Origin of the sequence: Heliomicrobium modesticaldum Ice1, from assembly GCF_000019165.1 — a bacterium.
GTDB classification, from domain to species: domain Bacteria; phylum Bacillota; class Desulfitobacteriia; order Heliobacteriales; family Heliobacteriaceae; genus Heliomicrobium; species Heliomicrobium modesticaldum.
This window is the reverse complement of the sequence record NC_010337.2, coordinates 273,467-293,941: the sequence shown is the minus strand read 5'-3', so window position 1 is coordinate 293,941 and position 20,475 is coordinate 273,467. Positions and strand designations below refer to the sequence as shown.

17 protein-coding genes are annotated in these 20,475 nt (G+C 54.9%); 12 read left to right on the top strand and 5 right to left on the bottom strand.

Annotation, left to right across the window (positions count from 1 at the left end):
• Nucleotides 1-58 precede the first annotated feature (58 nt).
• Nucleotides 59-2,557: a Lon protease family protein gene (locus HM1_RS01305; RefSeq protein ID WP_041314249.1), complete on the top strand. Its 2,499-nt coding sequence runs from the start codon at nt 59-61 to the stop codon at nt 2,555-2,557.
• 23 nt (nt 2,558-2,580) lie between these two features.
• The gene (locus HM1_RS01300; protein WP_012281440.1) at nt 2,581-3,936 is read left to right on the top strand and encodes an ArnT family glycosyltransferase; all 1,356 of its coding nucleotides are present in this window, start codon (nt 2,581-2,583) and stop codon (nt 3,934-3,936) included.
• Nucleotides 3,937-4,083: 147 nt separating this feature from the next.
• On the opposite strand, the gene HM1_RS01295 is transcribed toward HM1_RS01300, so the two are convergent.
• The 4 genes from HM1_RS01295 to HM1_RS01285 form a co-directional block, all read right to left on the bottom strand.
• A complete protein-coding gene (locus HM1_RS01295) occupies nt 4,084-4,323 on the bottom strand; it encodes a hypothetical protein (RefSeq protein ID WP_148207044.1) in 240 nt (79 codons plus the stop codon).
• Nucleotides 4,317-4,454, bottom strand: coding sequence for a hypothetical protein (locus HM1_RS15655; protein ID WP_012281438.1), 138 nt, complete (start codon nt 4,452-4,454; stop codon nt 4,317-4,319). The genes HM1_RS01295 and HM1_RS15655 overlap by 7 nt, the downstream gene beginning before the upstream one ends.
• A 103-nt stretch (nt 4,455-4,557) precedes the next feature.
• Complete coding sequence (locus HM1_RS01290) at nt 4,558-5,709, bottom strand: hypothetical protein (RefSeq protein WP_012281437.1); 1,152 nt, start codon at nt 5,707-5,709, stop codon at nt 4,558-4,560.
• 247 nt (nt 5,710-5,956) lie between these two features.
• Complete coding sequence (locus HM1_RS01285; protein ID WP_012281187.1) at nt 5,957-7,579, bottom strand: IS1182-like element ISHmo2 family transposase; 1,623 nt, start codon at nt 7,577-7,579, stop codon at nt 5,957-5,959.
• Between the two features lie 219 nt (nt 7,580-7,798).
• Here HM1_RS01285 and queC point away from each other — a divergent pair, with 219 nt between their 5' ends.
• The 9 genes from queC to cas6 all read left to right on the top strand — a co-directional run bounded on the left by queC (nt 7,799) and on the right by cas6 (nt 17,258).
• A complete protein-coding gene (queC, locus tag HM1_RS01280) occupies nt 7,799-8,542 on the top strand; it encodes a 7-cyano-7-deazaguanine synthase QueC (protein WP_012281436.1) in 744 nt (247 codons plus the stop codon).
• 71 nt (nt 8,543-8,613) lie between these two features.
• The gene (locus HM1_RS01275; protein WP_012281435.1) at nt 8,614-9,348 is read left to right on the top strand and encodes a TIGR03915 family putative DNA repair protein; all 735 of its coding nucleotides are present in this window, start codon (nt 8,614-8,616) and stop codon (nt 9,346-9,348) included.
• Between the two features lie 288 nt (nt 9,349-9,636).
• The gene (locus tag HM1_RS01270) at nt 9,637-9,900 is read left to right on the top strand and encodes a hypothetical protein (RefSeq protein ID WP_012281433.1); all 264 of its coding nucleotides are present in this window, start codon (nt 9,637-9,639) and stop codon (nt 9,898-9,900) included.
• A 2-nt stretch (nt 9,901-9,902) separates the two neighbouring features.
• Nucleotides 9,903-10,208, top strand: coding sequence for an MTH1187 family thiamine-binding protein (locus HM1_RS01265; RefSeq protein ID WP_012281432.1), 306 nt, complete (start codon nt 9,903-9,905; stop codon nt 10,206-10,208).
• Nucleotides 10,209-10,245: 37 nt separating this feature from the next.
• Nucleotides 10,246-12,759 carry a CRISPR-associated helicase Cas3' gene (cas3, locus tag HM1_RS01260; protein ID WP_012281431.1) on the top strand — a complete coding sequence of 838 codons (2,514 nt, stop codon included), beginning with the start codon at nt 10,246-10,248 and terminating at the stop codon, nt 12,757-12,759.
• Complete coding sequence (locus HM1_RS01255; RefSeq protein ID WP_012281430.1) at nt 12,749-14,587, top strand: hypothetical protein; 1,839 nt, start codon at nt 12,749-12,751, stop codon at nt 14,585-14,587. Before cas3 ends, HM1_RS01255 begins: the two co-directional genes overlap by 11 nt.
• Before the next feature lie 34 nt (nt 14,588-14,621).
• Nucleotides 14,622-15,566 (top strand): DevR family CRISPR-associated autoregulator, encoded by a 945-nt coding sequence (locus HM1_RS01250; RefSeq protein WP_012281429.1) that lies wholly within the window; start codon nt 14,622-14,624, stop codon nt 15,564-15,566.
• A 14-nt stretch (nt 15,567-15,580) separates the two neighbouring features.
• A complete protein-coding gene (locus HM1_RS15650) occupies nt 15,581-16,288 on the top strand; it encodes a hypothetical protein (RefSeq protein ID WP_012281428.1) in 708 nt (235 codons plus the stop codon).
• Between the two features lie 148 nt (nt 16,289-16,436).
• The gene (gene cas6 / locus HM1_RS01240; protein ID WP_187147793.1) at nt 16,437-17,258 is read left to right on the top strand and encodes a CRISPR system precrRNA processing endoribonuclease RAMP protein Cas6; all 822 of its coding nucleotides are present in this window, start codon (nt 16,437-16,439) and stop codon (nt 17,256-17,258) included.
• 327 nt (nt 17,259-17,585) lie between these two features.
• Here the strand turns inward: cas6 and HM1_RS14985 are convergent, their stop codons facing one another.
• Nucleotides 17,586-18,947 carry a transposase gene (locus HM1_RS14985; RefSeq protein ID WP_012281426.1) on the bottom strand — a complete coding sequence of 454 codons (1,362 nt, stop codon included), beginning with the start codon at nt 18,945-18,947 and terminating at the stop codon, nt 17,586-17,588.
• A 473-nt stretch (nt 18,948-19,420) separates the two neighbouring features.
• Here HM1_RS14985 and cas1 point away from each other — a divergent pair, with 473 nt between their 5' ends.
• Entirely contained in the window at nt 19,421-20,473 is a 1,053-nt protein-coding gene (gene cas1 / locus HM1_RS01230; protein ID WP_049754001.1) for a CRISPR-associated endonuclease Cas1, read from the top strand.
• The last annotated feature ends 2 nt before the right edge of the window (nt 20,474-20,475 follow it).

Here is a 20,475-nt window from a genome sequence, read left to right as displayed (position 1 = left end):
TTGCGCGAAATAGATTGTTCAGAGGGGAGATAAGGAGGAATGGCGAATCGTGTCTGCCATGAAAGCGCTATCTGCTGCTCAGTTGCAATCCCGCCGTTTGCCGCTAGATCGGCTGACCGTCCGGTGCGCGCCAGATATTTTTGAGTTTTCCTCCACCCGGGAGATTACGCCGCTGGAAGAAGGGATCATCGGGCAGCCGCGAGCCGTCAAGGCGATGGAATTCGGCCTCGGCGCCAAGCATCCCGGTTTTCATATCTTTATCTCCGGGCCGATCGGCTCGGGAAAAACAGGTTTCGCCGTGACTAAGGTCAAACAGGTAGCCCAGTCGGAGTCGACGCCCGATGATATCTGCTATGTAAACCATTTCGGCCAGCCGGACCGGCCCATCGTTTTGACCTTGCCGGCCGGGATGGGCAGTGAGCTGCGGCGGGACGTGAAGGAACTGGTCGAGGAACTGCACGGCGAGATCCGCAAGGCTCTCGAAGGCGAGGCGCATGAGAAGCGCCGGTCGGCCTTTTTGCGCCAGGTGGAGACACGGCTGACGGCCATGTTCCGGGAGATGGAGGAACTGGCCAAGGAAGAGGGCTTCATCCTGCAAAAAGGGCAGTCAGGCATCTTCACCATCCCCATGACTGAGGAAGGCAAGCCCATGTCCAAGGATGACTTTGACAGCCTGGAGGAGAAAAGGCGCCAGGAGATCAACGATCGGGAACATCGCCTGGAAAGCCGACTGGCCGACGTGCTGCGCCGCTCTCGGAACCTGCAGAAGGAAGCGAACAACCACCTGAAAGAGATCGAGCGCGACTCGGCCCACCAGGCGACAAAACACTTGGTGGATGCTTTGAAAGAAAAATACAAAAACCACGTCAAGGTGGTTGAGTTTTTGACCAACGTGCAGGAGGATGTGCTGGAGAATCTGAGCGACCTGAAGGGGGGCGCTCCCTCTGAGGAGGAGGAAGGCACTCCGGCGCAGCTGATCCTGCTGGCGCGGGGGCAGCGGCCCTCCCAGCTGACGCGCTACGAGGTCAACCTCTTTGTGGAGAACGGCGCCCAGGTGGGCGCGCCCGTCATCGTCGAGTCCAATCCCACCTTCACGAACCTCTTCGGCAAAGTCGAATACCGCAGCTCTTTCGGCAGCATGGCCACCGATTTTACGATGATCAAGCCGGGTGCCGTCCATCAGGCCAACGGCGGCTACCTGATCCTGCAGGCGTTGCCGCTGCTCGCGTCGCCGGGCGCCTGGGAGGGACTGAAACGGGTGCTGAGGACGCGGGAGCTGCGCATCGAAAACCTGGGCGAACAACTGGGCCTGCCCTCGACGGCCACCTTGAAGCCCGAGCCGGTGCCCATCGATGTGAAGGTGATCCTGATCGGCAGTCCGCGCATCTACTACCTGCTCTACAACATGGATGAGGATTTCCGCAAGTTTTTCAAGGTTCGCGTCGATTTTGACAGTGTCATGGAACGGAATCAGGAAAACATACGCAAGTACGCCGCCTTTGTCGGTTCTGTCTGTGAGCGGGAAATGCTGCTGCCGTTTACGGCTGAGGCGGTGGCGCGGGTCATCGACTATTCGAGCCGACTCGTTTCTCATCAGCGCAAACTCTCCACCTCGTTTCATGACATCAAGGACATGATCGTGGAAGCGGCCATGTGGGCCGAGAGCGAAGGGGCCACCGAGGTCTTGGCTGGCCATGTCGATCAGGCGATCCAAGAGAAAAATTTCCGCGTCAACCGCATTGAGGAGCGCATTCAGGAGACGATATGCGACGGGATGCTGCTTGTCGATACGGACGGCGCCGTCGTAGGTCAGGTGAACGGCCTCGCCGTCCTCGACCTGGGCGATTACGCTTTCGGCAAGCCGAACCGAATCACCGCCCGCGTCTATCTCGGCCGCGAGGGTGTCATTCACATCGAGCGGGAGATCCGCCTGAGCGGACAGAGCCACTCCAAAGGTGTGCTGATCCTGACGTCCTTCTTCGCCTCCCGCTTCGCCCGGGAGCGGCCGCTCTCCTTGTCGGCGGCGCTGACCTTTGAGCAACTCTATGACGGCATCGATGGCGATAGCGCCTCGTCGGCAGAACTGTATGCGCTCCTGTCGGCGCTGTCCGAGCTGCCGCTCCGCCAGGACATCGCTGTCACCGGCTCTGTCAACCAGCGAGGCGAGGTGCAGCCCATCGGCGGCGTCAACGAAAAGATCGAGGGCTTTTTCCGGCTCTGCCAAGCGCGCGGGCTGACGGGCTCGCAAGGGGTGATCATTCCGGCGAGTAACGCGCCGAATCTGATGCTCGATCAGGCGGTTCTCGACGCGGTCGAAGCCGGCCGCTTCCATATCTATGCCGTGTCTCATGTCGATGAGGGGATAGAAATCCTCTCCGGCGTTCAGGCGGGACAGCCGGACGAGGACGGGAAGTATCCGCCCGGAACGGTGAACGCGCTGATAACGGAAAAACTGCTGCGCATGGAGGAAAAGTGGCAAGAATCGTCGAAACAGGCGAAAAAATCCCGTAAGCCTGCCTCGATTCGTTCCGGGGAGCGTTCCGGAGAGAACGGATAAGAACTGTTTTTGGAGAGGCTGCCGTGTTCAACGAAGAAAACAAACCCCTTCAGGGGCTCCTGCTCGGCATCTTGGCGCTGGCCTTTGTCCTTCGCGTCACCGTGATTTCCCTGCAGGGCTCGGCCCTCTTTTTAAATAGCGACGACGCGGGGTATATCCGTTGCGCCGCTAAATGGCTCGAGACAGGTGTCATGACCTTTGGCTCGGACCGGCCGACCGCCTTCGTGGGTCCCCTGTTTCCCGGTTTTGTGGCCATAATCTTCGCCTTTTTCGGCAGTGATGACGCCGGGGTGCAGGCGGTCCGCTACGCCCAGGCGTTGCTCGGCCTGCTCTCCGTCTTTCTCACGTACCGCCTCGTGGAGCTGTTGAGCGAACGCCGCACGGCTCTTCTGGCAGCTTTTTTTATGGCTGTCTATCCCTCCAACATTCTGGTCAACGGGCTGATCCTGACGGAGACGCTGTTCACTGTCTTGAATCTCGGTTATCTTTTCCTGCTGGTGAAACTGAGCCACGGGGAACAAGGCAGCGAAAAGGCGGAGATGTTCCTCTTCGGGCTCTTGGGGGCTTATACGGCGCTCTTGACGTTGACGCGGGCAACGGCTGCCCTTTTTCCGCTCGTCTTCATGGTCTACCTGCTTTGGCGGCGGCGGTACGCCTTCCGGAGCTGGCTGCGCAACGGGCTGATCGTGCTGATGGTGTTTGCTCTGTCCATGTCTCCCTGGTGGGTTCGCAATTACATCGCCTTTGACCGCTTCATCCCCTTTTCTTCGGGCGCCGGGGAGCCGCTGCTGCTCGGCACTTATGTCGACATGGAGGGGCTGGTCAACGGTTCGGCGCCGGACTGGCCTGTCGGGATGGACGAGTTGGACACCCAGCAGAAGTACAAGGAGTTCGCCATTGAGCGGTTGAAGGAGAATGTGCCCAAGGAGCCGCTTCGCTATCTGAAGTGGTATACTTGGGGCAAATTCCTGCTCATGTGGGGCGGCGCTTTCATGTGGGAACCTATCTGGTGGTCCATCCGCCACTTGGTCGATCTCATTCACCAGTTGTTGATGGTGCTTGCGCTGGGCGGGATAGCGATGGCACTTTGGCGCTGGTGGAACCGGCGGGAGGAGCTGCGCGCCCAGGGCGGTTTGTTGCGGGACGAGGTTCCCGGTGATCGCTGGGGCGCCGGGGGACGGCTGACAGGACTGCTGCTGCTGTTGTCGATGCCCATCTACTACACGGCGGTGCACAACCTCTACTTCGGATTTCCGCGCTACAATATCCCTTTTCTGCCGATCATCTTTTTCTTTTCCGCTTATGCTGTTATAGAGTCGGTAGACGCCTTATTGGGCGTGCGCAAGGGCGACGATGGACGGAGCGGGCCGTTCCGCTAATTTATGGAAAGGATGAAAAGGGCTGCGCGGCAACGGAGCCGGCCTGTTTCGGCGTGGCTGTTTCGCTAATTATGGAGAGGTTGAAAAAGGGATCCCCGAGCATCGGCTCAGGGATCCCTTTTTTCCTGTTGATTGGCTGTTATGCGGCTATCTTGGCTGTTGGCTCGGCCGTAGACCAGGGTCGCTCGGCTTGTCGACGGCCGGTTGGTTGTCGATCAGGAGGTCGTCGCCCAGGTTGTTAGCTTCTTCCGTGACCGCCATATGATCCAGACGGGTAAACCGGGACTGTGGCTCCGACAATTCCTTCGGCAAGATCTCCGACGATTCCTCCGGCAAGCCTTCCGGGGATTCCTCCGGCAGATCTTCCAGCGCGTCCATGATTACCACGTTTCGACTTCAGGTTCTTTGCAGGCCGGGCAGTTGTCCACTTGCTTGTTGGGAGTCAGTTCATTGGCGGCTTCCATCTGGTGGGCGTTGGTGTTGGCAGCCTGTTGGCTGCATTTGTCCTTACTGTCCAAGTATCGTCACCTCTGTTGGCTGGTGTGTGCGAAGGTGAAGGGGAAGGGTCGGTTGGATGCGGTCGGGCGGGGTGTCTTTTTGGGGTGCGACTGCTGGCGGGTGTTACTGAAGGGAGCCGCTAAAACCGCTGAAGCCCGAAGTGCTCATGCCTGTTCCGCCGAAGCCGGTGCTGCTGCCGCCGAAGCCGGAAGTGCCCATCGTGGCGCCGCCAAAGTTGGAACCGCCCATGCCGGCGCTGCCGAGGCTCGAAGCGCCGCTGGCGGCCCCCATCGCGTAAGGCGAGAGATCGCCGACAAAACCTTGTGAAGGGGTTAAGGAGGTAGCTGACAGACCGCTCGAAGGGGCATAAGGCGAGAGATCACCGACAAAACCTTGTGAAGGGGCAAAAGAGGTAGGTGACAGACTGCCCGAAGGGGCATAAGGCGAGGGGGAGCCTACGAAACCGGGGGTGCTCATCGTGGTGGTGGCAGAGAGACCGGATCCGCCGATGGAGGAGAAACCGCCCGAGGCGCTCATCAAAGCGCCGCTGCCCATGCCGCCCATGCCGATGGAACTGGTGGCGCCGCTGCCGCCGGTAGAACTGAAGCCGCCGCTGCCGCCGGTGGAACTGAAGCCGCCGCTGCCGCCCATGGACATGCCCATACCGGATCCACCCATCGACATCCCCATGCCGCTGCTTCCCAAGGCTGTCATGGCGGTGCCGCCTTGGTTGGAGGGAGGATCACCTATAAAGCCGGCTGTGGGACTGAAGGTGGAGGCGGACAGGGACGAACCTTGCGCATAGGGGCTTTGTTCGCCTACAAAACCGGGGGTGGGAGCGAAGGGAGCAGCAGTGCCCATCCCGATGGTGCTGCCGAAAGCGCCGGAAGTCCCGCCGTAGCCGGAAGTCCCGCCGTAGCCGGAAGTAGTCCCAAAGGGGGTGACGCCGTAGGAAGCTGTGGAGCCCGCACCAGAGGAGAAACCGTAGGCGAGGCCCGAACCGGAAGCGATGCTTACGGAGGGAGAGGTCGTCTGCATGACTGTGGAGCTGTACTGTTGAGACTGATTCGACAGGTTTTGCAGTTGCTGTGTCATTTGGGAGCACAGGTTCTGTAACTGCTGCAGCTGGGACTGGGCTTGTGCCTCGCGCTGGGCCAGCGAAGTCAACTGTTGTTCATTGCTCCGCTCGATCTGGCGAATTTGACCGACGACGGAATCGACTTGACGGAGTGTGGATTGCATGTTTTGAATCTGCTGGGTGATCTGTTGGTTCACGTAGACTCCTCCTGTTTTGAATGGGATGGTCTAGCCATACAATTCCCCGCAGGGAAAGACGGTAACCGAGGAGTTTTCTGGTAAACCATTTAAAAGAGGCCGTCTAGAAAATAAGCAAATTCCCTAGCCAGCCCTTGCAAAAGCATGATTTTTTAATACAAACAGCAAAAAACTAGAGTCTTTTTATCGGTCTCACCGGCCCTTTTTGAGGATTTTCCTCAAAAAGGGCAGATCTCCCCCTTGCACCTTATGCGGCTTTTTTGAAAGCAACACCGCGTAAGGCACTCACCTCCAACACCATGGTTGCATTCTTATCATTTCGTAGACGGTTGAGTTTTTGAAAGTTCGCCGCTAACGCGCTGAGCCGGGCGGCATAAGCCAGATTTCGTTTTCCGATACGGCGAACCCGGCGCAGTCCGTAACGGTTGACCAGTTCATTTTGCTTGGCTTCGATGCGGCTGCGAAGACGCATCTGTTCCTTATAGATTTTCGTTTGGGAGTGCTTTGCCGCCTCGAGCATGACACCATAGGCGTTGTGAATAAAAATCGTGCGCCGATGTTTCTTTTCTTTAAAACAGGTCGTGTAACGAGGGCAGTGCTTGCAATCATGGTCCTTGGCGCGAAGCACGAAGTTCTTCCCATCTGCCACTTCCGAATAGGTGGTGATGACTTTTCCTCTCGGGCAGATCAGTTGTGTTTGGTCTTCGGAAACTTGAAATCCCTCGCCCGCGAGGATATCACATTTTGTCTTTGGTGAAAGTGGCGCCACTACGTCAATGCCTTTTTCCTTGAGGGTGACACGGTCATCGCCCGCACCATAGTGGGTATCTCCAATGATCGTCGGGTTTTCTACACAATCGGTGGGAAGCTGATCCGCTAACGGCACCAGACTGGAGCCGTCATAGTCGTTGGCTTTCATGGCCTCGGCGGCGGCGATAAATCCGGAATTTCCGACTTCGACGATGGCCATCTTATACCCGCGCCATTTCGTCTTGCCCTTACAACCGAAACGGGCTTCGCTGTCTACAGCCGAAACTATCATATCTTTGACAGAACCGCCGGGGGCTATCTCAAGAGTTCCATCATCTTTCCGAATGATTCGTTCACGGAGGATACGGCAAAGCAAAAGGGCGTAATGAATGACATCGGGCTTCTTCTTCCACGAAGCCTCCGATGACTCCACGTAGGCCAGCAGTTCGTCAGCCTCGCTGACCACTTCAACAAGCCGTTCCATTTTGGCCTTATCGTCCAGGTTATGCTCTTTCACTTCCGTCACTGTTTCCAGGTAACGTACCGCCCGAGGGGCATGGGGGATTGCATGCCATGGAACACTGTATTGCTTCGCCAAAAGACGCACCAACAGGCGCATGGCTTGGCGGATCAGTTCGATGGTCGTGGGGGCACTGATGGGAGCTATGACATGGGTCGTGTCCGTTATCCAAGGTTCTTTCCCTGTCAAAACGCCCAGGTAGTACATCAACCGGATAAAGCGATCGAGATAGACCTTATCAAGTTCCTTTTGGATGAGCCGTTGCCGGTGGACGCCAAAATTGGCGTGATCAATGCCCGGTTCATCGAGGGCCATTCCTAACGCAAACTTGACCTCGATGTTCACACGTGTCTGTGCTTCCATCCCCCGGTCTGTTTCGCCCAGCATTTCCTGTAACATGCAGGCCATCGTCATCTGCCGGGCCGCATGACTGGGACGTCCGTTGTCAAGGCAATAGAGACCTGTAAAATCCTCCGGTTGTATTAATAGGGGCGCCAATTCACGAAACAGGCGAAAGACGGAATCGGCAGGCACAAGTTGGTCCCAGAGGGCTGCAAAGTCGTAAAAGCTAACTTGGGGGTCCACATCGAATCGAAACAAGGTACATCGCCTCGCTATAAACAGTCTTTGTACCTATATCCTTCGACGCGAAGAGTCGAATTCCCTTTAAATTCCACCAATTTCCATATAAAAACGTCTTGCTTTTTGCCCTCTCTTGAGGGGGTTTTTAGACAGACTCTAAAAGCGCCGTCAAGTCGTGTACATTTGGGAGGGAACGAACGTTACAGCAAGATGTGCAGGAGAGGGTTGGAACAGAGCATGGATGCTTATCGCGAACGAGCCGTCGTCATCCTGTCCGGTGGATTGGATTCGACCACCTGCATGGCCTTGGCCGACTGCCGGGGTGAAGATATTTTTGCGCTCACCTTCGCTTACAATCAGCGGCATATCCGGGAGATCGAAGCGGCGCAGGCAGTGGCCTGTCATTATGGGGCGCACCATCAGATCATCGATCTGGGCGCGGTCTTCGCCGCCAGCGCGCTGACATCGACGGAAATCCGACCGGAGGTGGCCGCTCCTTTGGGCGGGTCCGCTGTCGCCAAAATGGAAGCGATGGGCTGTGCAGAAAAGAACCCGGTTGCAATTGCGACTGCCATTCCGGCCACTTATGTGCCGGCAAGAAACATTCTTTTTTTGGCCTATGCCTTGTCCTTTGCCGAAAAGGTGGGTGCCCGGCGGATCTACACCGGCGTGAACGCCCTGGACAACCCCGGTTATCCCGACTGCCGGCCTGAATTCATCGCTGCCTTTCAACGGATGATCGACGTAGGGACGAAGGCGGGTACAGAGGGGCGGAGCGTGGAAGTATTCACGCCGCTGATCGAGATGAACAAGGCTGACATCATCCGCCTTGCCTTGGATCTGGACGCACCGCTGCACTTGACCCTCACCTGCTATTACGGTGAAAGACCGGCCTGCGGGGAGTGCAACAGTTGCCGGTTGCGCCTGGAAGGGTTTCGGCTGCTGGGGAAAGGCGATCCGATCGCTTATCGGAAGGGATAGTTTGAGACAGGCATAGACTCACCTGGCCCGCAAGCGTATTTCCGTTCGAAGCGCGAGGAGCTGAGATAGGGATGCTGCATTACCGTTACGACGGCGAGTTTGATGGTTTGTTGACGGCCATCTATGAGGCTTATTATCGCCGACAGGTCCCCGACGATATCCGCCCGTCGGGTTGGGCTGAGACGAATCTCTTCGCCGAGGAGGTGGCGATCACCACCGATCCGGAAAAGGCAGAAAAAGTCTTCACGGCCATGGCGGTCAAAATCTCGCCTGATGCCCGCCGCCACACGGCCTATGCCTTTCTGTCTGAGCTGCCGGGCATGGAAAAGGCGATCTATGAATACCTTCGCCTTGGCTTTCGCATGGGAGCCGCCGTAGATACCCACCTGACCGACGAGCGGGTGCTGCAGGTCCACCGCTTGAGCCAGAAGGTGCGGACGGAACGGCATCGCATGCTCGGATTGCTCCGCTTTCGCCTTTTAAAAGGAAACGTTTACTACGCGCCCATGGAGCCTGATCACAACATCACCGGGTTGCTGGCGCCCCATTTTGTCGATCGGCTCGGCGATCAGAACTGGATCATCCATGACCTCCGGCGGGGGTTGGCAGCCCTGTATAACCAGAAGGAGTGGATCTTGACAGAACTGGACGGCATTGTTGACTTTACGCAGTCGACAATGGAACAGGTATACCAGGATCTCTGGCGCGACTATTTCCGGAGCGTGACGATCACCGGACGGATCAACCAGCGCCTTCAGCGACGGTGCATGCCGGCGCGGTATTGGAAACACTTGATTGAGAAGTAGGGCGCCGAATTGGGATATGTAACGGTTGGAAGTGGACAGGCTGAATAGAGCGGGAGCAATTCCCTGCTGATGAGGATGGTGAATCCGAAGTGCCGTCGATGAGGACGATCGACGGCAAGACGAGCGAATCTCCGCTGATAGGGAGAGTGAATCCGGGATCAAGAGAGATGAATGAGAGGGATGAAATAAGAAGGATGAATATGAAGGATGATTATGAAGGACGAAAAAAGATAGGGCGTTTTTTCCTTTGAGCGTGAAGGATTTCCAGAGAAAAGGTGGAATGATCGAATGAACAGCCAGGAAATGGCGGAGCTCCTTTCGGATCTATTGCTGCGGGACAAACGGTTCCAAGCGAGTGTGATCAAAGGAAATGAGTTGTTCGTTCAATTCAATGACTTGGAGGAAATGGGGCCGGTATCGAAATGGGTCGCCATCCAGGTGCGCCTGGGAAATCGCATCGAAGAGATGGATAAACCGACAGGCCGATGCGGGTGCCCACACCGCAGTAGGGAGCGAGTTGGAGTAAAGGAGCTGCGAGGGGAGGAGGGATGAAGATGCCGGTAATCGCAGAAGTTACCGTCGTTCCGCTTGGAACTGGCTCGCCGAGTCTCAGCCGCTATGTGGCCGATTGCCACCAGTTGCTCCGGGAGGCCGAGGGGATCCGATACCAGTTGACGCCCATGTCGACGGTGATCGAAGGGGAACTGGACCGTGTGGTCGAGGTCGTCCGAAAGATGCATGAAGCGCCCTTTACAGCCGGCGCCCTGCGGGTGTCGACGACGATCCGCATCGATGACCGCCGGGACAAGCCGCTGTCGATGGAAGGGAAAGTGCGAGCGGTGGAGGAGCGTTTTATGTAATAGTGTAATTAAGTCCGCTGAAAAAGGGGTGCTTTAAATGCAGCCCGAATTGACGGCACTGTTCACTCAAATTACCGGAAAAAAACCCTATGGGTTTCAAACACAGGTGGCCCGAGAGGTTTTAGAACAGGAACGTGTCATACTTCGCGCCCCGACAGGTTCCGGTAAGACTTGGGCAGCCCTATTGCCGTTTTTATACGCAAAGGAGAACAGGACGCCTTGGGCTGATCGCCTCATCTATGCCGTTCCGCTTCGAACGCTCGGAAAAAACTTATATTCCACAATCAAAAAACGTCTAGATGATCAGTTTCCTGGCAAGTATCGGGTGACGATGCAGACCGGAGACGTTCCCGACGATCCCCTCTTCGAGGGGGATATCATCCTCTGCACCGTTGACCAACTGTTGTCTGCCTACATCCTTCATCCCTACGCTGTCGGTCCCCGAAGGGCTAATGTTGTCGCCGGCGCATTGTCAGGGGCATACGTAGTCATTGATGAAACTCATCTGCTGACGCCTCGAGAATCGCTAGCGACGGCTGTGGATATGGTCCGCCGTTACCAGGGGCTGATGACTGCACTCTTCATGACCGCGACGATGCCGGATACGGTGATGGATGAGGTGGCTCGCCGCTGCAAAGCAAAAACCATTACTGTCACAGAAGAACAAATGGAAAGCGATCCGCAATCACGTCAAGTCAAGCCAGAGCGTCGAATTCATCGCATGACAATCCCCCTGTCGCCGGAAGCCGTTCTCAGCGAACATCGCACGAGCAGCCTTGTCGTATGCAATACAGTTGACCGCGCGGTTCGTTTTTATCAAACGCTAAAAAAGATGCTCGGCGAAAATAAATCGGACATCCCTCTATTTCTTCTACACTCGCGGTTTTTACCGGAGGACAGAGCGAGATTAGAACGGCGGATCACTGAACAGTTCGGACCGGATCGCACCGGACGGGGGATCATTATCTCCACACAAGTCCTGGAAGCAGGCGTCGACATCTCAGCCGATGTCCTGCATACGGAACTCGCTCCGGCAAACGCAATTGTTCAACGCAGTGGACGGGTTGCCCGTTATGGAGGCTTGGGCTCAATCTTCGTCTACGACATCACTGAAGACGGGAAGAGAAACTACGCGCCCTACTTCGGCGTCTCTATTGCCGCAAATGCGTCAAGTGCAACAAATGACATAAATGCATCAAGTGACGAAGCAGAAGCGAGAAGAATCATGGATGCTACCTGGGACAGCCTGGAAAAATGGGACGGAAAAGTCATCGGCTTTACGCAAGAGTTGGCGTGGGTAAACGAAATCCACGCCGCTGTAGAACAGCGGGCGCTGCGTAGTCGAACAGAGCGAAAAGTCATCGATGACGTAAACGCGGCCATGCGGAGCCAATCAAGCCATTTTCTCCGTGACCTGGTTCGCAACGCGGCGTCTATCAATCTTCTTGTTCATCCCGACCCGAATACGTTGGATATGCGTAGGCAGCCCCCACTGTTCTCGCTTCATCCCGGCGTTTTTCGACGGATCGTTCGCCGTGTGTTAAGAGGTGAACAAGATGGCGCCATGTGGTTCATGGACTTTCGAGAAAACGACGAAATCATCTGGATGGAGATCAAGAACGAAAAAGATCTGGATGGGCGGTATTTCTTCGCCGTATCTCCCCAACTGGCTGCGTACCATCCAGAAATCGGCCTAACAATGGAAAGTGGAACCTTTCAGTGCAAGGAAAAGCTGGATAAGCCTCCTGTCTATGAGCGATTTCGCTACCGCAAGGAATTATTGTCCGATCACCTTCAGGCCGTTGCCGGCGAGTGCGAGCAGCAGGGCAAACGCAATCAGGCTGCGGTAGCGCGTTGGGCAGAGTTATTGTGTCTTCGCACAGATACAATCGAATCGTTTAGCTGGCTTGGGGCGGCAGGTCATGATGCGGGCAAGGCGTCTCTGCAATGGCAGACCTGGGCGAGGAATTATCAATTTGTCCTGACCGGAAAAGTCGAAGAGGAATGCCTTGCCCATACCGATTACGATCCTGAAAATCCGCGCGTGAAAGAAGCGGAAAAGAGCAAGAGAAAGCCGAGCCATGCCGCTGAAGGAGCCTATTACCTCTTTGATCGATTGCTTCAGCCGGTGGCAGATGGCCTGATCCCCGACGATCTGCCGAAGGCGGAAATCATCGCGCGATCTGTGATGACGGCAATCGCCCGGCATCATGGACCGCACGTAAAAGAGTTGAACCGGCAGATCGAGTTTTGCGGGATGCCGGACGCAGTGGCGAACTGGTTGTCAGAACAGGTGAAGACGATGCCGGTCGACACCGCCATTCTAGAGAATATTGGATTGCAGTCCGCCTGGAAAAGTGAATCCAGTTTCGACCGGAATCGTTTCGCCAAACTATTGGTCGATCCGAAACTCAATGAATGTGGAAACAATGTGCTCAAAGAACTGGCGTGGCTGTTTTACTTATACCTGGTCCGTCGGCTACGCATGGCCGACTGGGCTTCTATGGAAAGAGCACACCCGGAAAAGGAGGTGGAAAAGGGTGATTGTTGAACGCTTTTTTGTCCCCCACTCTACGGGAACCTATGCCGACGCGCTGGAGGCGGTCGGATTGGCCCTCCTGCTCGACAATCTATCTGGAGACTCCGTATCGACAATCAAAGACAGCGGACCCTACTTCGAGATCCAACTCAACGAGCCACTGATATTGGAAGAATTGCCAGTCGACCAAGTGCTTCCCTATGACCCGGGATATCCCTACTTCATGACGGCGAAGGATAAGAATGTGCCCGCCGGTTATTTGCTCTACGATTATGAAGAAGAGAAGAAGATCGCCAATACCTACTGGGAGCAGTATAAGAAACAAAAAGCCAAAAAAACCGCCACGGTCACGTCCGACGTCGCCCAGACGATGCAAGGCGCCGAGCCCAATCCGCGTCATAACCTGCTGAAGAACATGTACGTGCTTCAGGCATTCAACTCCCATAACCGGCTTTTGAGCGAATTTGCTGCCGCCGATCCGGAAGCCGTAAAAGATGCCATCATCGAAAAACTTCGAACATATTGCCACGGATGCTTAAAGACTCTGGACGCGCCTGACCCTATCCCGAAGGAAGCGAAGCGGTCGAGCAAGGCGCAACGGTTTGCCCCGGATCTTACAGCCGTTCAAGCCCTCAACCCTATCGTGGGCAAGGGCATCAACCGGAACAAGCCGACCGGCACGGGCCTGGCCGGACTCCCCAGCGCCTATGTGGACTGGTTTGCCGAATACCTTCGTTACCTGGCGGTTCACTGCATCGCCAATGCATTTAATGTCGGCGATGATATCAAATACGCTGTTCTCGTTCCAGGCGAGGTGAGTTTCAACGAACTGAAAAAGCTTGCCGACGACTTTGTCCGGCTGCCGTTGGGGAAACGGACTTCCTGCCAGTTGGATATTCACAACGCCATCGGACTGGCGGAAAAGTTAATCGACCATTCACGGCAACTCCAGGAACATAATGAGCGACAGACCCGCTGGAAACTCCCCAAACAGGTCATCGCGGGCATTGCCACAGCCTACTTCAAAAGCCTGGGTTCGGGCAAGGCGCTGACCAACGTGAATACCATCGGACTTCCGGGCTGGTTCCCTATCGAAACCATTCAAGACGCCGACGATTGGAAGCAGATCCTGGAAGAGCACCGGCGCATCATGTATGGTCTTGATGAAGAGCACTCGGAAGAGGCGGAACTGCTCTACCAATACCGTGACTTCATCTCATCAGGACAGCTGAAAAACCTCCTGGATTTTGCCGCCAGCTACGGGGCTTTTGTGTTCAAACAGGCGGCCAACCAGAAGCGGGGTTACCTCGGTCTTTCACAGAGGCACTTGGAAAGGTTGGTGACATCTTTGAGCAAGCCATTCAGCGACATCGTAAAAGATGAAGGATTTCGTGCGATAGCCGACGCCATTCGCCGATCAACCGTCGTGGAGCAATACCGCAAGAGCCAAGGACGGCAGGAGTATGAGATCCGGTACGGTCTGTTTAGCGACCTAAAGCGAAAATCCCGTTCCAAGCAGGAACTGATTTGTCTCATCGGCGATTTCGTCAGCGATTACAACAAAGAAAACGCCCGCAAAGAGGAAGTGCGGGCGAAAAAAGCGGTTGAAAAAGGCGCCGGCGAGTTGTACCGGCGGCCGAGTGTTTCCGATGACGCCATCGAAAAGGTGGTTGCGCTGATCGACATCTTTGGTTCGGAACCGGTGGCCATGCTGCTGGCCGCTTTCGGTTCGGCAAAAACGGAAACGAAAAAAGAGACGAAAACGGATGGGAAGACCGAAACAAGCGTGAAGACCGAAACCAGCGCAGATACGGAGAACGGCAAAGATACTGGAGATTAGAGAGAGTGAAGATGAAAGGGAAGGTGAATCATCGATGACGATTTCGTCAATTTCGCTCTGCGCCCGGGTCACCCTGGACATGCACAGCCTGAACAACGAAGGGGCCGAGGGAAACCAACTTCAAACCCGCATGGTGCATATTGTCGATCAAACGGGCCAGTTGGCCGTTACCAACGCCATCAGCGGGGACATGCTTAAACATATCCAAAATGAAAACCTGGCCCAGATCGCCTCCGAGATGGGCCTGCCCATCTGTTCGGGCTGCAAACGGGTCAATGCGAACCGAATCAACGTGGACCGCGACTTTTTCAAATCCATCGAGAAACTGGACACGAAAGACAATATCGGAACCCTGCGCGAGTTGATCCGCTACTGCACTGTCGACGATCTGGAAGGGATCCTGATCACCGAGGGAAAACGGTCCGTTGCCCGTAAGTCCGTGATCGAGTTCGGTTGGCTCGTCGGCGTGCCGGAGAAAACGAGGACTGAGTCCTATTTCCACGTCAAGTTCGACGCCGAAAGCCGCAGTGGCGGCTCCGGTTCGGAAGACGGCTCCAACACGGGACAGAACATCTTCTATCGCCCGGCCAACTCCGGCGAGTACGCCCTCGTTTTGAACGTGGAACTGGATCGCATCGGCTTTCACGATGTAACCCGTGAGTACGTGCTCGATGAAGCGGAGCGGTCGAAGCGCAAACGGGCCATGCTGCAAAGCATCCTGCACACCTTCGTCAAATTGAATGGCGCCCACCGCAACACCCAGCACCCGCATATGGTCAATATGGCGGGCGTGATTTCTGTTTCCTATAACAAGACGCCGGCCCCGACCATCTCTCCTCTGGCCGATGGATACCGAGAGGAAATACAGGCCGTCGTCCAAGAGTTGAATCGCTGGAAGGGCAACGAAATCAATTGCTATAAATTTGACAGCCTGTCCCAATTCGCCAGGCTGGTGACAGACCTGGCCAAAAAGCTGTGAGGGGAGTGACCCCGATGTGGCTCCTAGCCGCCTTTTCGGCGAGCAACCTGTTTTCCCTGAAAGTATCCGGCGCAACCAGTTCGGGCGGCAAAAGTCATCTCATCCCTACGCCCTATGTGGTCAAAATGGCGCTCATTGACGCGTCGTTCCGGCTGGATGGGCGGGGCGAAGAGGATTTTGCCTGGATCCGTCCGTTGACGATTGCGTTTCAGGTTCCCGAGGCGGTGGTCGTCAACAACAACTTCGTCAAAGTGTTAAAAGAAGCCCGCGATGGCGACGAAACCTACCAACAGACGGTGGGGCTGCGCCAATATGTGTACTGGCACGGACCGATCCGCATCGCTTTCGAGATCGGTGGGCTATCGGAGCTGCAGCGGGAACGGTTGAGTCGACTGGTTACCCTAGTCAACTATTTCGGCAAGCGCGGTAGTTTCGTTCAGTACCGGGGACAGGAAATCACGGCGGAGTTGGAAGCCGGGTTTTCCTTCGACATGAACGAGCCCCGCAAGCCTGGAAACGGTCCGCTCAGCCGGGAGATGCTCATTCAGATGATGGATGACATGGGCGGCAGCAGCGGCTTTGACGCCTTCAATTCCTATTCCTCATCGCGGCAAAAACTGCACGAAGACCGGATTTTCCGACCGATCGTACTCGTCAGCGTCAAGGAGGCCTCTTCTCGTGGATATACGCTCTATCGCGCCCTTTCTCCATCCCCCGCTTAACGTGCAATGCTACCGGATCGTGGCGGAAGCAGGCCCTCGCGGTCTGCTTCTGCCGCCTTACCCCGGCTCTACCTTTCGGGGTGTGTTAGGCCACGGACTCCGGAAGATCGCCTGCACGGCAGGACCCCAGCAGGAGTGCTCCTTCTGCTTGTTCCAAAAGGTCTGTCTTGTCACTATCTTGTTTCAGCCTGTCGCTCCCGAACGGCAGGAAGGCTTCTTCGGGCGCGCGCAGGAGCTCCCACCGCCTTTCGTGTTGCGTCCCCTCACGGGCGGGAAGACGGAGTGGCGTCCGGGAGAGACCTTCGAGTTGGCCGTCCATCTGTTCGGAAAAGGCTGTGACTACGCGCCGTACCTGCTGTCCGCGCTGTCTGTCGCCATGGAAGGTGGTCTAGGGAAGGGGAAGCGTCCCGCTAAAATGGTGCGGGTGTTTGGGGAGAATCCCTTTACGGGAGAGTCGGTTGCGGTTTTTGTGGACAACCAATGGCGGATGGATGGGGCGCCGACGTTGGGCGGGAAGGATGTTGATCAAAGAGTACGGGACGTGTTGCAGAACTTTGACGGTAAGGTAACGATGGAGTATGTGACGCCTTTACGGCTTAAATCGGATAGTCGCTTGCAGCATTCCGTTGATCCGGTTTTATTCGTGAGATCTGTACTCCGGAGGTTATCCTTATTGTCGATGTTTCATGGACAAGGTCGATGGGAATTTCCCTTTCAGGAATATATCGAACATTCCTCGGGCCTAGCATTTTGTGACGAACATTACAGTTGGGTGGATTGGGAGCGATATTCGAGTAGGCAAGAAAGTCGTTTGAAATTAGGTGGGATTATCGGTAGTGCTAGTCTAGAAGGAGAAGTATTGCCCTCTTTTTTACCCTTAATCTTATGGGCAGAATTAACCCACGTGGGTAAATCAACAGTTTTTGGTTTAGGAAAAATATGGATAAAAAACAAGCATGTTGTTAGGTAATATGCTATAGTAAAAAACCATAATCTTAAAAATAAAATGAGTATACTGATCTCTAAAGGGTAATATGCAATAATGGGGATGGAAATCTTACCCGTCCAGTTGACTGGAAGATACACTCCGATTTTCAGAACCTACGCAATCGAAATAGCACCAAGCAAATGAGCGACCTCTTACGGTTAACCGATTTAATGGCGATACCAATTCTCTCTTTAAATGTTTAAATTATCCAGTCGACAGTTGCATTTATCCTACGCAATTTTATGGAAAAAAACACCTTGTTTATACCATTGCTTCGATAGGCAATCCCACCCTTTCACCCTTGGTCAGCTAGGCAGTAGATAAGCCCCACTCCCAGACCCAACGATATAGATGTAAAGATACCCACCTCGTCGCTTCGCGCATCTCATCAATGAGATATCGAAGCGGCACATCTCGATGACGAGAGGCAGGGAGGTGGTGAAAGAAAAACAATCGCTTAAGATTAAAAGCCAGCACTTGAAATCCGATCATCGCTTTGATCGCCACCGAATCGTGCACGAAGCAGTGGTCCAAGGCGTTGAACGTCTTAAGGTTGCGAAATCCAATATTCTCAATATCCCAACGAGCGGCGGCAATTTGTGCGATCGTCTGGGTATCCGCTTTTTCGGATGAGCATGTGGTTGCTATCCAGCGCTCCACCACATCAGTGACAAAAACTTCTTTGTTTGCTTCGATGACTGTCTTGTTGGTATGACGAATGATTTTTACGATTCGCATGGGCACGCGAACTTGCGGCCATTGTGCCAATCCCTCTTCGTCCCAAGCTTGAACGTAAACGGTATTCCCTTTTCCATCTCTTTCTTCCCAAGTGGAGTCCGGAAGCCGGTTCGCAAAGCAGGCATTTGCCTCTTTCATTATCCGTCGACGTTCTTCTTTCATGCGAACAACTACATGAGCGCCTGCATCCAGAGCGGCATGAATGACGGGTGCTTTGGCAAACAGCGCGTCTAACGTGTATACATCCGTTATTTTTCCATAGGTCTCGGCCATACGTCGGATCAATCGTTGGGCGACGGTGGTTTCTCCTTCATCCTTGTCCACCCCATCCTGAGGCTTTCGCATTTCCCAGTCATAAATCAGGTTCGCGTTGCCGCCAACCTGTTGAGCGACTACGACCGCATGATAATAGTCGGTGGTTTTGTCGCGGTGTTCGCGCGTAAGGCATTCGGGACAACGATAGGCCTTGGTGTGGAATAACTCCACGCCATCGATGGCAGTCACTCGCCAACCATTGATGCTTTCCTTCTGCGGGCCGCGTTGCTCCTTATATCGCTGGATCACACAGTTATGCTGCTTTCGTTGCTCTTTTAGATCCCATTTCATCAAGGCTTGTCGCACCGTATCATGTGATGGCAATCGAATGTTTTTGGGAACCAATTGACGGAATACCCCGGTTTTTTGCCAACGGTCCATCTGCTCCATACTTTCCATACAGAAAAAGGCGCCAAAAAAAGCGACGGTAAAAATGGCTGGGGCTTTGATACGGGGTTGTTTGCGACCATCCTTTGCTTGACGGACCATCTGCGAAAAGCCATATACCTTTGAGGCGTACTGCGTAAAATGTTGAATTAGTCGGCCCGCTTTTTTTCCACCAGGTGTTCTACAAAAAATTTTCTGGACTTCTTCGAGTGGCTGTGCTACGCTTTGCACTGAGGATTCCCCCTTTGTTCAGTGTTTTGCTTTGCAACAACTCACTTCGACAAAGGTAACGGGAATCCTTTAAAATTTTCTGGAAATTAATCTAATTATATCCATTTCCCCGTGGGAATTGTCGCGTTTTCATGACAATTCTCCAACAGCGCCTCAGACAGGGGATTAGCAGACTTTTTTATTAAAGATGCGTGGGTTCTGTCCGATTTTTAGGAGACTGAAGTTAACCCAGAAAGTAACTAGAGCCCATTTAAAAATGACTCGATGCTAGGGGAGATTAGTATATCCTATAGATAGGCTAGTGAAAACTCTTTCTTACAAAGCCCCTGTCGTACCAGGCCACGTCTACTATAGACGTGGCCTCTAAATTTACTTTGAATGTATTAGGCTTGGGGATGATTTTACGCATACTTGAATAGATTTGCGATTAATTGGAAAATTTTGAGATAAGACTTTTATTGCAGGTGATCCCCATGAAACCCCTCGACCTCATCCTTGACGCCAGTGAATCGGAAAAACAACATATCATCATCTCCCAGTTCGGTGCCAGCTTGGGCAAGAAGAGCGGCCGGCTCGTCGTCCGCGAGAAGGGGCAGGTTGTCACGGAAGTCCCCTTTGATCGGGTGGAGCAGGTGACGGTGATCACCTCCGGCGCGTCGCTCTCCACGGACGCCATCGAGGAATGCGTCCGCCACGGGATCGAGATCAACCTTCTCGACTTCCGGGGATCGCCTTATGCCAAGTTGTTTGCCCCAGGATTGACGGCGACGGTGAAGACGCGACGGGAACAACTGCTGGCCTTCAATGACCAGCGGAGCATTTTTCTGGCCAAGGCCTTTGTGCGGGGCAAGATCCAAAACCAGATCAATACCTTGAAGTACTTCGCCAAGTACCGCAAGTCGGCCCGCCAGGAGGTCTACGCCTACCTGCAAGACGCCGCCCTGTTGATGGAAAAGAACCTGCAGGAACTGACCGGCATTGACGGGCTGAACATCGATGCGGTGCGCGGTCCCCTCATGTCGGTGGAAGGACGGGCGGCGACGCGGTACTGGGACGCAGTGGCCTTTTTATTGAAGGGGTATGTGGTTTTTCCCGGTCGGGAGAACCGGGGGGCCACCGATCCGGTGAACTCGCTGCTCAACTACGGCTACGCCGTGCTGGAGGCCCGGGTGCTGGGCGCGGTGCTGCAAGCCGGGCTTGACCCCTATGCCGGTTTTTTACATGTGGACCGACCGGGAAAGACCAGCCTAGTCTATGACTTCATTGAAGAGTTTCGCCAGCCGGTGATTGACCGGCCCGTCCTGGCGATGGTGATCGCCGGGGTGGAGATCGGCATGGAAGGGGAACGGCTTGCCGATGGGACGAAGCGGGATTTGCTGGAGCGGATTCAACAGCGCCTGGCGGCGACGGAGCGTTTTGACGGCAAAAAGTATCCCTTGCAGTCGATCCTGCTCCGGCAGGCCCGGCGGATGGCTTCTTATCTCCGGGGCGATCAGAAGTACAAGCCCTTTGTCTGCAGTTGGTGACG

Coding starts and splice junctions, on each gene's coding strand:
- HM1_RS01250 (WP_012281429.1), top strand. CDS start 14,622: ATGACGATTTCGTCAATTTCGCTCTGCGCCCGGGTCACCCTGGACATG.
- HM1_RS15650 (WP_012281428.1), top strand. CDS start 15,581: ATGTGGCTCCTAGCCGCCTTTTCGGCGAGCAACCTGTTTTCCCTGAAA.
- queC (WP_012281436.1), top strand. CDS start 7,799: ATGGATGCTTATCGCGAACGAGCCGTCGTCATCCTGTCCGGTGGATTG.
- cas3 (WP_012281431.1), top strand. CDS start 10,246: ATGCAGCCCGAATTGACGGCACTGTTCACTCAAATTACCGGAAAAAAA.
- HM1_RS01265 (WP_012281432.1), top strand. CDS start 9,903: ATGCCGGTAATCGCAGAAGTTACCGTCGTTCCGCTTGGAACTGGCTCG.
- HM1_RS01270 (WP_012281433.1), top strand. CDS start 9,637: ATGAACAGCCAGGAAATGGCGGAGCTCCTTTCGGATCTATTGCTGCGG.
- cas1 (WP_049754001.1), top strand. CDS start 19,421: ATGAAACCCCTCGACCTCATCCTTGACGCCAGTGAATCGGAAAAACAA.
- HM1_RS01305 (WP_041314249.1), top strand. CDS start 59: ATGAAAGCGCTATCTGCTGCTCAGTTGCAATCCCGCCGTTTGCCGCTA.
- HM1_RS01275 (WP_012281435.1), top strand. CDS start 8,614: ATGCTGCATTACCGTTACGACGGCGAGTTTGATGGTTTGTTGACGGCC.